This window comes from Streptococcus sp. UBA3373 (genome assembly GCF_002360305.1).
Classification (GTDB): Bacteria; Bacillota; Bacilli; order Lactobacillales; family Streptococcaceae; genus Streptococcus; species Streptococcus alactolyticus.
On sequence record NZ_DEQF01000010.1, the window covers coordinates 1 to 13,215 of the forward strand.

At 40.4% G+C, this 13,215-nt stretch carries 10 protein-coding genes and 2 pseudogenes; 3 read left to right on the forward strand and 9 right to left on the reverse strand.

Translation table 11 applies throughout. The annotated features are described in order from the left end of the window. Positions 1-144: pseudogene (locus tag B3R79_RS01565) on the reverse strand (ornithine carbamoyltransferase); the annotation flags it as partial. Positions 145-376: 232 nt separating this feature from the next. Between B3R79_RS01565 and B3R79_RS01570 the strand changes: the two are divergent. The 3 genes from B3R79_RS01570 to B3R79_RS01580 all read left to right on the forward strand — a co-directional run bounded on the left by B3R79_RS01570 (position 377) and on the right by B3R79_RS01580 (position 3,670). Next, positions 377-2,671 carry an ATP-dependent Clp protease ATP-binding subunit gene (locus B3R79_RS01570; RefSeq protein WP_168261284.1) on the forward strand — a complete coding sequence of 765 codons (2,295 nt, stop codon included), beginning with the start codon at positions 377-379 and terminating at the stop codon, positions 2,669-2,671. A gap of 184 nt (positions 2,672-2,855) precedes the next feature. Beyond that, positions 2,856-3,311 (forward strand): NUDIX hydrolase, encoded by a 456-nt coding sequence (locus B3R79_RS01575; protein WP_154454443.1) that lies wholly within the window; start codon positions 2,856-2,858, stop codon positions 3,309-3,311. A gap of 56 nt (positions 3,312-3,367) precedes the next feature. Continuing rightward, positions 3,368-3,670 carry a DUF1827 family protein gene (locus B3R79_RS01580; protein ID WP_168261283.1) on the forward strand — a complete coding sequence of 101 codons (303 nt, stop codon included), beginning with the start codon at positions 3,368-3,370 and terminating at the stop codon, positions 3,668-3,670. Positions 3,671-3,754: 84 nt separating this feature from the next. On the opposite strand, the gene ileS is transcribed toward B3R79_RS01580, so the two are convergent. The 8 genes and pseudogenes from ileS to ftsA form a co-directional block, all read right to left on the reverse strand. Further along, positions 3,755-6,541, reverse strand: coding sequence for an isoleucine--tRNA ligase (gene ileS / locus B3R79_RS01585; protein WP_204984599.1), 2,787 nt, complete (start codon positions 6,539-6,541; stop codon positions 3,755-3,757). Between the two features lie 314 nt (positions 6,542-6,855). Then, positions 6,856-7,638: a DivIVA domain-containing protein gene (locus B3R79_RS01590; RefSeq protein ID WP_204984600.1), complete on the reverse strand. Its 783-nt coding sequence runs from the start codon at positions 7,636-7,638 to the stop codon at positions 6,856-6,858. Between the two features lie 10 nt (positions 7,639-7,648). Further along, on the reverse strand, positions 7,649-8,437 hold the full coding sequence (locus tag B3R79_RS01595; RefSeq protein ID WP_154454447.1) for an RNA-binding protein: 789 nt from the start codon (positions 8,435-8,437) through the stop codon (positions 7,649-7,651). Further along, positions 8,434-8,694 (reverse strand): YggT family protein, encoded by a 261-nt coding sequence (locus B3R79_RS01600; RefSeq protein ID WP_154454448.1) that lies wholly within the window; start codon positions 8,692-8,694, stop codon positions 8,434-8,436. The genes B3R79_RS01595 and B3R79_RS01600 overlap by 4 nt, the downstream gene beginning before the upstream one ends. A gap of 12 nt (positions 8,695-8,706) precedes the next feature. Continuing rightward, a pseudogene (locus tag B3R79_RS07470) lies at positions 8,707-9,009 on the reverse strand (cell division protein SepF); the annotation flags it as partial. Between the two features lie 305 nt (positions 9,010-9,314). Continuing rightward, the gene (locus tag B3R79_RS01610; protein WP_154454450.1) at positions 9,315-9,989 is read right to left on the reverse strand and encodes a YggS family pyridoxal phosphate-dependent enzyme; all 675 of its coding nucleotides are present in this window, start codon (positions 9,987-9,989) and stop codon (positions 9,315-9,317) included. Then, positions 9,989-11,311, reverse strand: coding sequence for a cell division protein FtsZ (ftsZ, locus tag B3R79_RS01615; RefSeq protein ID WP_293693379.1), 1,323 nt, complete (start codon positions 11,309-11,311; stop codon positions 9,989-9,991). Before ftsZ ends, B3R79_RS01610 begins: the two co-directional genes overlap by 1 nt. 22 nt (positions 11,312-11,333) lie before the next feature. Next, positions 11,334-12,698 (reverse strand): cell division protein FtsA, encoded by a 1,365-nt coding sequence (gene ftsA, locus B3R79_RS01620; protein ID WP_168261277.1) that lies wholly within the window; start codon positions 12,696-12,698, stop codon positions 11,334-11,336. Between the last annotated feature and the right edge of the window lie 517 nt (positions 12,699-13,215).

The window sequence follows — 13,215 nt, forward strand, 5'->3', positions numbered from 1 at the left end:
CAAGGCAATATTCAATCCCTCTAAATACTTATGCAAAATTCTTTTCTTTTTTAATTCCTTAAAAGCCAAGCCTAAATCAATCAATTCTAAGAGCTCTTCCTTTGTAAAATCAATCTCTTTCACAAATGATTTTTGTTTTGTCATATGTCATCTCCACCCTTTTATTCTGAAATATTATAATTTATTTTAGCATAAATATACCATTTGTCAATATTTTATGAATAAAAATAAAATATAGCACTCTAATGACAAGAGTGATAATTTTGTAATCTTTTTCCTTGATTTCTAGTCATCACATGCTATAATGGAAATATAAATTTGACTATCTTTGACCTTTGTCGCCATAGTCAGTGATTTCGAAAGGAGGGTATATTATATGCTCTGTCAAAATTGTCATTTAAATGAATCAACCATTCATCTTTATACAAATGTCAACGGTCAGCAAAAGCAGATTGACTTGTGCCAAAACTGCTATCAAATCATGAAAACTGACCCTAACAATACTATTTTAGGAAATCTAGGTGGGGGGCAATCAGCTACGTCAAACAATCAAAACCAAGCATCTGGTACCAATCCATTTGACGATTTTTTTAGCAATCTAGGTAACTTCCAAGCATTTGGAAATCAAAGCTTCCAAAATACACCTCCAACTCAGTCAGGAAATGGTGGGCGTAACGGAGGCAACAATAACAACAACTATCGCAACAATGGTGGTGCCCAACAACCAAAAGGCTTACTAGAAGAATTTGGTATCAATATTACTGAAATGGCCCTTCGTGGCGATATTGACCCTGTCATCGGACGTGATTCTGAAATTGTCCGTGTCATCGAAATTCTCAACCGCCGTACCAAAAATAACCCTGTCCTCATCGGAGAACCTGGTGTTGGTAAAACCGCAGTTGTGGAAGGCCTAGCCCAAAAAATCGTTGACGGCAATGTACCACAAAAATTGCAAAACAAACAAGTCATTCGCTTAGATGTGGTTAGCCTCGTTCAAGGCACTGGCATCCGTGGTCAATTTGAAGAACGCATGCAAAAATTGATGGAAGAAATCCGCAAACGTAAGGATGTTATCCTCTTCATTGATGAAATTCACGAAATTGTTGGTGCAGGTTCAACAGGTGATGGCAGCATGGATGCAGGTAACATTTTGAAACCAGCCTTGGCACGCGGTGAATTGCAACTGGTTGGGGCAACAACCCTCAATGAATATCGCATCATCGAAAAAGATGCTGCTTTAGAACGTCGCATGCAGCCTGTCAAAGTGGATGAACCAAGCGTTGAAGAAACCATTACCATTCTTCGTGGTATTCAAAAGAAATATGAAGATTACCACCATGTCAAATACAGTGATGATGCTATTGAAGCAGCCGCAAATCTATCAAACCGCTATATTCAAGACCGTTTCTTGCCTGACAAGGCCATCGACCTTCTTGATGAAGCTGGTTCTCGCATGAATTTGACGCTTAATTTTATTGATCCAAAAGAAATCGATAAACGTCTAGAGCAAGCTGAAAACTTGAAAACTCAAGCCACTCGTGAAGAAGATTACGAACGCGCTGCTTATTTTCGCGACCAAATCGCTAAATACAAGGAAATGCAGCAACAAACTATCAACGAGGAAGATATTCCAGTCATCACTGAAAAAACCATCGAAGCGATCATTGAAGAAAAGACCAACATTCCTGTTGGCGACTTGAAAGAAAAAGAACAATCTCAATTGATTCATTTAGCCGATGATTTGAAGAAACACGTGATTGGACAAGATGAGGCTGTGGATAAAATTGCCAAAGCCATCCGCCGTAATCGTATCGGACTTGGTACCCCAAATCGTCCAATTGGTTCTTTCCTTTTTGTCGGGCCAACTGGTGTTGGTAAAACCGAACTTTCAAAGCAATTGGCTATCGAACTCTTTGGTTCAGCTGATAGCATGATTCGTTTTGATATGTCTGAGTACATGGAAAAACACGCTGTCGCTAAACTTGTCGGAGCCCCTCCAGGGTATGTTGGTTACGAAGAAGCTGGACAATTGACTGAAAAAGTACGCCGCAACCCTTATTCGCTTATCTTGCTTGATGAAGTGGAAAAAGCGCATCCTGATGTGATGCATATGTTCTTGCAAGTTCTTGATGACGGTCGTTTGACAGACGGACAAGGACGCACAGTCAGCTTCAAGGATACCATTATCATCATGACATCAAATGCCGGAACTGGTAAGGTAGAAGCTAGCGTTGGTTTTGGGGCAGTACGCGAAGGACGCACTAATTCTGTTCTAGGCGAATTAGGCAACTACTTCAGCCCTGAATTTATGAACCGTTTTGACGGCATTATCGAATTCAAATCACTCAGCAAGGATAACTTGCTCCACATCGTCAACCTCATGCTTGATGATGTTAACAAACGCCTTGCTCAAAATGACATTCATCTTGAAGTAACCGATAAGGTAAAAGAAAAATTGGTTGACATTGGTTACGACCCTAAAATGGGAGCACGTCCTCTCCGTCGTACTATTCAAGACTACATTGAAGATGCTATTACCGACTACTATCTTGAAAATCCAAGCGAAAAAGATTTGAAGGCTGTTTTGACCAGCAAGGGCAAGATTAGCATCAAATCCGCTAACAAAGACAAAGATAAAGATGCTGAAACCGTATCAGAACCGACAGAATAAGTCATTATTCTCCAGATAGCAACTATCTGGAGAATTTTAAAAACCAATATTATTAAAATATTCAGATAACTTTCTGGAAAAAATGAGAGCGATTTAGTATAATATAAGTAATGGATGGATTTAGTGTCGTCAGGTTTGTCTGATTCGCTGCTTCTATCCCATTTACCAATGGAGGAAAAGCATTATGACAAATCCTACTTTCGGTCAAAAATTAGACCATGTTAACTATAAAGCGCGCTATGGCGTGTATGCGATTATTCCAGATAAGAGCCAAACGCAAATCATTTTAGTTCAAGCTCCAAACGGCTCATGGTTTTTGCCTGGTGGCGAAATCGAAGCTGGTGAAGACCATTTTACCGCCTTGCAACGTGAGCTCCGAGAAGAATTGGGCTTTTCAGCGGATATTGGCTATTATTATGGGCAAGCCGATGAGTACTTCTACTCACGTCATCGCAATACCTACTTCTACAACCCTGCTTACTTGTACGAAGTCACCCATTTTCAAGAATTAGGGGCACCGCTTGAGGACTTTAACAACCTCGCTTGGTTCCATGTTGAAGAAGCCATCCAAAAATTAAAACGCGGCAGCCACCAATGGGGTGTGAAAGCCTGGCTGAAAAAACACCATAAAAACGCTTAATTTGTTAAAAATCGTGTTATAATATTAATGTAAAGAAAACATCAGGAGGGGAGTATATGAGATTAATCAACACCACCAGTAGCCACTCTGAGTTAGTTCGTAACCAACTTCGCAATACGGATGCTCAGCTGGTTGAGACTTATTCAGCAGGAAATACTGACGTTATTTTCACGCAGGCGCCTAACCACTACGAGCTGTTGATTTCAAACAAATATCGCGCTATTAAAGATAGTGAAATTGAAACCATTCGTGAGTTTTTCCTCAAGCGTAAAATCGATACGTCAAGTATCCAATTAGACCAGCTAAAAACTCTACACACGGCTAATCTCATTGAAATTTCATTCCCAACAGCTTCTTAATCTGAGGCATTTTGTCTCAGATTTTTTCTTTTGGACAAGCAAAAAAGCTAGGATTCTCATCCTAGCTTTTGATTTTTTATTGGCTTATTCAAAACCTTCGCTTACGGCTGCTGAAAAATTCGTTTCAACAATGTCAGCACAGTGGTCACAGATTGTCACACCGTATGAGCGTTCCGCTGTTGTTGGGTCAACACGGCGGCAGCGGTCACAAACAGCACCTTCTGCATGAGCAACTGTGAAGGCAACATCTTCAAAAGCAACGGCATCTGCTGGCGCAGCTTCATCTGTAATGGTCAATTGAGAAACAATCAACAATTGCGCAATGTCGCTATCAAGGGCTGTCAAAAGTGTTCTCACTTCTTCGCTCGCATAGATTGTCAAATGAGCTTCCAATGATTTACCGATAACTTTAGTATTACGCGCTTCTTCCAAGGCTTTTTGAGCTTGGTTGCGAAGGGTCATGAAGGCATCCCATTCTTCAAGGATATTGTCTTGACCTTCAAAGACTTCTGCTTCTGGTAATTCTGATAATTGCACGTAGTCTTCTGGTTCAAACTCTAAGTATGACCAAATTTCTTCCGCAGTGTGTGGAAGGATTGGTGTCAACAATTTAGTGATTTTAACCAAAATGTCATAAAAGACGGTTTGCATTTGACGACGAGCAAGGTTGTCAGCTGCTTCGATGTAAACCACATCTTTGGCAAAATCAAGGTAGAAGGCAGACAAATCAACAGTGATGAAGTTCACAACAGCTTTGTAGATAGCCATGAAACCATAAGCTTCATAAGCTTTACGGATAGTTGCTACCAATTGGTTGAATTTCACGGTCATGTATTTATCCACAGAACGCAATTCTTCGTAAGCAACGGTATCTTCATTTGGATTGAAATCGCTGGTATTTGCAATCAAGAAACGAAGGGTATTACGGATTTTACGGTAAGTTTCTGACGTTTGTTTCAAAATATCCATTGAAATACGAACATCGTTGCTAGAATCAACGCTTGTTACCCAAAGACGTAAGATTTCAGCACCAAATTGTTTTTCAACGTCACTTGGAAGGATAGTGTTTCCGAGTGATTTAGACATTTTTTCACCTTTACCATCAAGAACGAAACCTTGAGAAAGGACAGCTTTATAAGGAGCATGACCATTGACGGCAACTGAGGTAATCAATGATGAGTTGAACCAACCACGGTATTGGTCAGAACCTTCAAGGTAAAGATCAGCTGGATATTCCAAACCTTCGCGGGCATTCATAACACCATTCCATGAAGAACCTGAGTCAAACCAAACATCCATGATATCTGTTTCTTTGGTAAATTCGCCATTTGGTGAACCTGGGTGCGTGAAGCCTTCTGGAAGAAGGTCTTTGGCATCGCGTTCCCACCAAACGATTGAACCGTATTTTTCAAACAAATCTGCAACGTGGTCAGTCACTTCTTTAGTCATGATAGCTGTACCGTCTTCTGCATAGAAGATTGGAAGTGGCACGCCCCAAGCACGTTGACGTGAGATAACCCAATCGCCACGGTCACGAATCATGTTGTAAAGACGTGTACGACCCCATTCTGGATAGAATGTTGTGCGGTCAATTTCATCAAGAATGTCTCGACGGAATTTAGAAACTGATGCAAACCATTGTGGTACAGCACGCCAGATGATTGGTTTCTTAGTACGCCAGTCAAATGGGTATGAGTGAGTAATGGCTTCGCTAGCAAGCAAAAGGTCGCCAAGTTTTTCAGTAACAGTTGGAACAACTTTATCGTAGAATTGACCTTGGAAATCTGGACCAGCATTTTCCATCATGATACCACGTTCATCAACAGTAACAAAAACTTCCAATCCGTATTTAACACCAACGTTGTAGTCATCTTCACCAAAACCAGGGGCAGTATGGACAACACCTGTACCTGAATCAAGTGTAACGTGGTCACCCAAGATAACCAATTCATCCACTTCAGTATCCCATGGGTGTTCTGTAACGATATATTCGAGTTCAGTACCTTTATGTTTAGCGAGAACTTCAAATGATTCCCAACCAAATTTTTCAGCTAAGCTATCCAAAAGTCCTTCTGCAACAACGAATTTTCGGTCATTATTAGCAGGTTTCACAACGACATAATCCATATCAGGACCAACAGTCAAAGCGCGTGATGCTGTTACTGTAAATGGTGTTGTTGTCCAAACGACAATGTAAGTATCTGTATCAAGCACACCTTTACCATCTTTAACTTTATTGGCATAGTAAAGAGAAGTTGAATCAATATCGTGGTATTCAATTTCAGCTTCCGCAAGAGCTGATTCAGATGACCATGACCAGTAAACTGGCTTAGCACCACGGTAAATGTAGCCTTTGTCAGCCATAGCACCAAAGACACGGATTTGAGCCGCTTCATAAGCTGGTTTTAGAGTAATGTATGGATTTTCCCAATCAGCAGAAACTCCTAAACGTTTAAAGTCGTTACGTTGTTTATCCACTTGGCTAAGCGCATACTCACGACACATTTCAAGGTATTCTGTCAATGGAATTTCTTTGCGTTTCACACCTTTTTTAGACAACACTTGTTCAATTGGCAAACCGTGTGTGTCCCAACCAGGTACATAAGGGGCGCGGAAACCAGACATTGATTTTGAACGCACAATAATATCTTTAGAAATTTTATTCATGGCATGCCCAACGTGGATATTTCCGTTAGCGTACGGAGGTCCATCGTGGAGGTTGAAAGAAGGCTTGCCTTCGTTTAATTGTTGACGTTTGGCGTAAATGTTAGCTTCTTCCCATTCTTGCTGCCATTTTGGTTCTTTGTTAGGAAGCCCAGCACGCATTGGGAAAGCTGTTTTTCCAAGATTAAGCGTTTCTTTTAGTTTCATAGCTACTCCTTATATAAATAATCTAACTGTCATCACACAAGCAACGACAGAAGGTTGACAGGGTTAAATAATAAAAAAGAGCTTTCGCCTCAAAAGGACGAAAGCTCGTGGTACCACCTTTGTTCAGAGATTTTATTTTCCTAAAAAAATCAGGTCAAACCAAATCTCCCTCTGCGACTCGTAAGGTAAGTCAGCCCTTTTATCTTACTTCATTCAGATAAAACGATTCGAAAATGATAATTGCCAATCTAGGAATTACAGGACTCACACCATCTCCTGCTCGCTGAAAATATGGATTAACAATCGCGTTTTTCTTAGTCTTCTTCGATATTCAATTTAAATGTTTGTGTTTCGCTGAGATTAACTACTTCATCTGTATCTGCGTCAGCAGATTCGTTGTCAGCAGCTGCTAATTTTTGCGTTTCTTCAAGGTGTTTGTTGCTTTCTTCAACACGACGTTGCAATTCTTCCATTTCTTCTGGTGTGAATTGACGTGTCGCATCCATTGACAACTCATCATCCAATTCTGGAACTTCTTCGTCTAACACTTTCTCAACAACTTCACGAAAAGCTGCGTCTGAGTTTTGAAGATAAACGGCTGTTGGTTGCAACAATTCGTTCCATTCTGGTGAGTTAGCCAAGCTAAGTTGACCTTCAATAGCAGCTACCAAACGTTGGTGGAAGACGCGTGTTTGACGTTTCAAATCTTCTGTTTCCACAGCAACACGTTTTGCTTCGTCAGTTGCATCACGCAAAATTTGGTTGGCTTTTGATTTTGCTTCATCAATCAAATGTTGCGCATCGTAGTTCGCCTTGCTAACAAGGTTTGCTGCTTCGTCGTTTGCTGATGTTTTCACTTTTTCAGCTGTTTCTTGAGCAAGGATAACAGATTGGCTCAATGATTCTTTCATTTCATCAAAGTAAGCCAATTTATCTTCCAAATCTTTGATACGATTTTCTTGCTCATGGTTACGACGAACCAAGTTTTCGTAGTCTTCAACAACAATATCTAGAAATTCATTAACTTCTTCTTCGTCATAACCACGGAATTTTACTTTAAATGTTTTATCTTTAATATCAAGTGCTGTAAGTGCCATTGAATTCTCCTTATTTATGTATCATCTTATCTATGGTCAATTTCAATTTGCCGTTTTTGGTTATCCCATTATCGCTCAAAATTGAAAATCGACCAAATCCTCTTACACTAACTAAATCTCCAACTTGAAGAACTGTCGCTGTTTTATCGATCAGTTGATAATTAAGTTTGACTTTACCTGTTCCTATTAACTGCGCAGCTTGCGTTCTTGATAGCTTTAGCACAGTTGCCAGAATCTTATCCAGACGCATACTTGACACGATGACGTTTAGCTGCAGACTAGCCTGATTTGCAACGATGATATCGCTTAGAGGAATTTCTCTCAATGAAACACTCGTTCTGGCTATCTTTGTTGTATGGATTCTAATATAATCAGACATATTTCGCGAAACTAACACCTGAGCGTAGCCATCTGTTACCAAAATATCACCGATGACTGTCCGTTTAATGCCAAGATGATTAAGGAGAGTTCCCATAATCTGTGCATGGCTTAACTGGGCAAATTTTGACTGGTAACGCACTTCAAGCAAGGCTAATTCAAAATCTTCTACCTGACAGACATAATATTCTGGTGCGATAATCAGACGGGCATATTCACTAGCATAATAATCACTGGACACAAATGCTTTCAGTCCAAAATGATTAACCACCGTTTTCGCAATCTCGATTTGACGAGGATTTAAAAACTCCGTCAAAACATAGGCATAGGTTTCTTCTACCCGCTGAGCAAGACGTGTTATTTTATCAATAAAGTCATGCTCCTCAGGTCGAAAATGTTGATAGACTCCTTGTGATGTCATAAGGATGTGAATACCATAATCAGAATGCGGCTCAAAATATTAAGAGCGAACACCACAGCTATAATCGTAAAATCTAACCCCAAAAATTGAAGGTTAAAACGTCGGAAAGGTCTAATCACAGGCTCAACAATTTGTGTCAAAACCTGCCCCAACCAAGTATCGTAGGCTCCTGGGAACCAAGACAGTAAAGCGTAAGCAAATAGTAGATAAGAATAAAACTGAATCGTCTTTAGTAATACAATTAATATAAAAATCATATGTTATCTATATTAGCGTCTTTTCATGTCAAAATCAAATCCGACATCTTGACCATTATTTGGCATTGGAAGTTCTTCAACATTGACAATCACATTAAATGGTGTCAAAAGGTACATTGAACTACCTACTTTTTGAAGTGTTCCATAAAGCACTTTACTTGCGCCATCAATGAAATCAAGGCAACGACGTGCTTGAGCGTCTAGCATGTATTGAAAATCAATCAAAACACATTCGTTATTGTTTAACAAATCCACTACTTCTTGAGCATCCTCATATTTACGAGGGTATTTAAGCGTAATAGTTGTAGTTTGTTGATTCACATTTGCTTGCTCTTCACGGCGTTGGTTTAATGCGCGAACACGTTGCATATCTTCTACCGTCCTCTTTTGTTGAGATGAAGATGAGCGTTGAGCATCGTTACCATTAACCACGTGTTGAACGCGGTTAGATGGTTGAGGTTGTTCCATTGGTCGTTTGATTGGCTGGACCTTTTCACTCTCTTGAGAGGCAGAAGGCTTGACCTCCTCACTCACTGTTGGCTCAACGTCACTAACTTCATCAGTATCAAAATATGAAATTATTTTCTCAAATCTGTCTTTAAATGCCATCTTTTCTCCTGTTACTTAAAGAATGATGTCCCAATTCTGACGAAAGTCGCTCCGTTTTGAATAGCAAGCTTAAAATCACCGCTCATCCCCATACTTAATTCTGTAAATGGCATATGGGGTAAACCACGTTTTTGTAACTCTTGTCTAATCTGATTTGCTCTACCAAAAATGTCGTTTATCTCATTTCCAGAAGCATCTTTCGGAGCCATTGTCATTAGGCCCACCAGTTCCACTTTATCACATTCAGAGATAGCGGCTAAAGCTTCGTCAATTTCCGAAACTTTAAAACCGTGCTTACTCTCTTCACCTGAAATATTGACTTGTAGGAAACATTTGATTGTATGCTCCGCTCGTTTCTGAATTTCTAAAGCCAATTTGACAGAATCTAAGGCATGGAAGTAATCCACCAAGTTAATCACATTTTTAACTTTACGGCGTTGCAAACTTCCAATCAAATGCCAAGTCAAAGGTCTGTCTTTCAAAGCTTCGTATTTATCAAGAAAAACATCAACCCTGTTTTCCCCAATATGGGTAATGCCAGTATCAATAAGACGAGCAGCCACACCACTGTCAACGTACTTCGTCACTGCGATAATATTGACACTATCCTTAGAGCGATTAGCGGCTTGCGCTGCCTGCGCTACTTGTTCAAAAACAAGGTCTTTATTCTTTTGAAAATCCGTCATTAACGGTTTTTAAAGAATGGTGGTGTTTCTAATTCATCGTCAGTTGTGTCGTTGTTTGAGAAAGTTGACATCGTCAATTTGCTGTCTAGTTCACCTTCTTTTGGACGGCTGATGTTGTCACGACGAAGGTCCCAGTTTCCAAATGAATTGTCTTTTTGTTGTGAAGCTGGGTTAGACGCTGGTTGTGATGTTGGTACAGTGTTTGTTGCACCCATATCATAGTCAAAGCTTGAACGACGTTCAAAAGCTGGTTGGCTTGATTGTTGTGCACGTTCAGAAGCGTATTGAGCACCTGCTGCTTGTTGTGCATTTGGTTGGTTAAATGAACGGTTTGATTGTTGGAAACCAGCCACTTTATCTGCACGGTCTTGGCGGACACCAGTTGCCACAACAGTCACACGGATTTCATCTTTCATGCTGTCATCAATAGATGTACCCAACCAAATGTTGACCCCTTTACCAGCAGCTTGGCTGATGATTTCAGAAGCTTCTTCGGCTTCAGTAAGAGTCATGTCAAGACCACCAGTAACGTTTACGATAACATCTGCAGCACCATCGATTGTTGTTTCAAGTAATGGTGAGAAGATAGCTTTGCGAGCAGCTTCTGTGATACGTTCTTCACCAGAACCGATACCGATTCCCATAAGAGCGTTACCTTTGTTTGCCATAACGGTTTTCACATCGGCAAAGTCAAGGTTGATAAGGCCTGGGCTTGTAATCAAGTCTGTAATACCTTGTACCCCTTGTCTAAGCACATTGTCAGCTTCGCTAAGTGCTTCAAGAAGCGGTGTCTTTTTATCCACGATTTCAAGAAGGTTGTTGTTTGAGATAATCAACAAAGTATCTACTTGTTCGCGAAGTTCTGCAATACCTTCAGCAGCGAAGTTGCCACGTTTGTTTCCTTCAAAACCAAACGGACGTGTGACAACGGCAACTGTAAGAGCACCCAAGCTTTTAGCAATACGAGCGATAACTGGCGCAGCACCTGTACCAGAGCCACCACCCATACCAGCAGTGATAAAGACCATATCAGAACCTGACAAAGCATCTGTCAAAGCTTCTTCGCTTTCTTCGGCAGCTTTACGACCAACCTCAGGTTGCCCTCCAGCACCTAAGCCACGTGTTAATTTTGGACCTAATTGAATGACTGTTTCTGCTTTTGAAGAACTCAACGCTTGAATATCAGTGTTAGCAGCGATAAATTCAACACCTGCAACACCTTCATCAATCATGCGGTTAATGGCATTTCCGCCACCCCCGCCGACACCGATAACTTTAATAATAGCACCTTGTACAGACGCTGCATCAAATGAAATTCCCATTTTTAATTTTCCTCACTTATTATTAATCAAACATACTTCCAAAAAGACCACGAATACGCTCTGTCAGGCTAGGTCTTGATGGCTCCTTATGAGCAGGAATACCCTGAGGAGCCTGCGGTGTAGGCTCGCTAACTACTGGAGCAACAGGCTCTGGAGCTGGTTGATAGACTGGACGTGGTTGTGGTTCTGGTTCAAAATCCACTGGCTTACGTCTAAGGAGTTCTTCACCAGAAACCGCACGTTGAGCAATCACATCTACCTCGCTCATCATGCCAACGTATTCTACCAAACTAATCACGTTGGCAAACATTGGGTTACGGATACCCACTTGGTTTGGCACGTGGAGTTTAACAGTGGTTCCGAAAATTTCTTGAGCCAACTCAACCACACCTGGCATAATCGCTCCACCACCGACAAGAATAATCCCTCCTGGCAAATCCAAGAGGCGTCCACGTTCCAAATCTTGTTTGACACGGTCTAAGATGTGGCGAACACGCGCAGAAATGATTTCTGCCAAGTAATGCTCGCTCACTGAAATTGGCGTGTCACTACCAACCACATCAACTTGAACACTTTCTGACTCACTTGCTTCTGCCAAGTTTGCTTGTCCAAAGTTGAATTTAAGCGCTTCTGCAATTTGCATTGATGTCTTCAAGACTTTCGAAATGTCTTTTGTGACATACTCTCCACCTTCTGGGTAGATGTTTGTGTATTGCAACTCTTGTGCGCGCATTGAAGCGACTGTTGTTTGACCGCCACCCATATCAATCACAGTAGCACCAAATTCACGTTCCCCTTCGTTGAGAACTGATTTCGCCAAAGCTAGTGGTGAAATAATCACGTTTTCCACGCTAATACCAGCACGCTCTACTGTCTTGCGAAGATTGTGAAGGATCGTGCTTGGCCCAGTGTAAATCAAGCCACGCATTTCCAAGCGAATACCCATCATGCCACGAGGGTCACGGATACCTTGGAAACCATCCACGATAAACTCTTCTGGAATGAGTGAAATCACTTCACGCTCTGGCGTAATGCTTTTTGTCAAAGCTGATTTCACGACACTATCAACATCTTCGTCTTTAATTTCTTTTGATTCGCTAGGAACGGGAATCATCCCTTGAGTAGGCTCGATTTGAAGAAGATTAGCTGGAAGACCAACGTTAATCTTATCAATGGTCATTCCGGCTTTTTCTTCTGCTTGTTCAACCGCTTTTTTGATTGCTTCAGCAGCAGCTTCAATATCTATAATAATTCCATCTTTTACTCCAGTGCTGGGAACGTTGCTCACACCAATGACGTTCATCTCGCCAGAAACAAATTCTGCTACGAGAACTTTAATCGAGCTTGTCCCTATATCCAAACCTGTAAAAAAGCCATTTCTAGCCATTCACTCGACCTCTCTATCTTTCCATTCATTTACTATTCTAAAATCTGCATAAAATCAGAAGTATTCAGAAAATATTATATCATAAAAAAACGTAAAATGTTATCATTTTACGTTTTTTGTTATAGAAATTTCCCTACTATTTAATATTGTAAAAAACGTTACAGTATAAAAAACATACTAATGTTTATAGGTGGAATATATTAATTACGATAAAATACACGTAACAAAAAACGTAACAAATTTTATAACAAATTTATGAGTTCAGCAGGCAGGAAATAGCACCTTAACAGGTGCTTTTTTTAGTTGTCCTCGCCTAGTTTCTTTATTATATGGCTATATAATTTCTGTAGTGGGTAAAACTACTGTAGAGATTATAGAGCTTTTTGAGTGTACACAAAAAGTCTCATAAGAACTATAATGAAAAGCAACCAAACCATCATTAGGAAGAACTTATGAGACTTATTAAGAACACCACAGAATTAATCGGAATTAAAGACCAAAATATCATTATTTTTTT

Excerpts from the sequence above, each read along its gene's own strand:
- B3R79_RS01595 (WP_154454447.1), bottom strand. The coding sequence starts at position 8,437 with ATGACATCACAAGGAGTCTATCAACATTTTCGACCTGAGGAGCATGAC.
- ftsZ (WP_293693379.1), bottom strand. The coding sequence starts at position 11,311 with ATGGGAATTTCATTTGATGCAGCGTCTGTACAAGGTGCTATTATTAAA.
- B3R79_RS01570 (WP_168261284.1), top strand. The coding sequence starts at position 377 with ATGCTCTGTCAAAATTGTCATTTAAATGAATCAACCATTCATCTTTAT.
- B3R79_RS01575 (WP_154454443.1), top strand. The coding sequence starts at position 2,856 with ATGACAAATCCTACTTTCGGTCAAAAATTAGACCATGTTAACTATAAA.
- B3R79_RS01580 (WP_168261283.1), top strand. The coding sequence starts at position 3,368 with ATGAGATTAATCAACACCACCAGTAGCCACTCTGAGTTAGTTCGTAAC.
- ftsA (WP_168261277.1), bottom strand. The coding sequence starts at position 12,698 with ATGGCTAGAAATGGCTTTTTTACAGGTTTGGATATAGGGACAAGCTCG.
- B3R79_RS01590 (WP_204984600.1), bottom strand. The coding sequence starts at position 7,638 with ATGGCACTTACAGCACTTGATATTAAAGATAAAACATTTAAAGTAAAA.
- B3R79_RS01610 (WP_154454450.1), bottom strand. The coding sequence starts at position 9,989 with ATGACGGATTTTCAAAAGAATAAAGACCTTGTTTTTGAACAAGTAGCG.
- ileS (WP_204984599.1), bottom strand. The coding sequence starts at position 6,541 with ATGAAACTAAAAGAAACGCTTAATCTTGGAAAAACAGCTTTCCCAATG.
- B3R79_RS01600 (WP_154454448.1), bottom strand. The coding sequence starts at position 8,694 with ATGATTTTTATATTAATTGTATTACTAAAGACGATTCAGTTTTATTCT.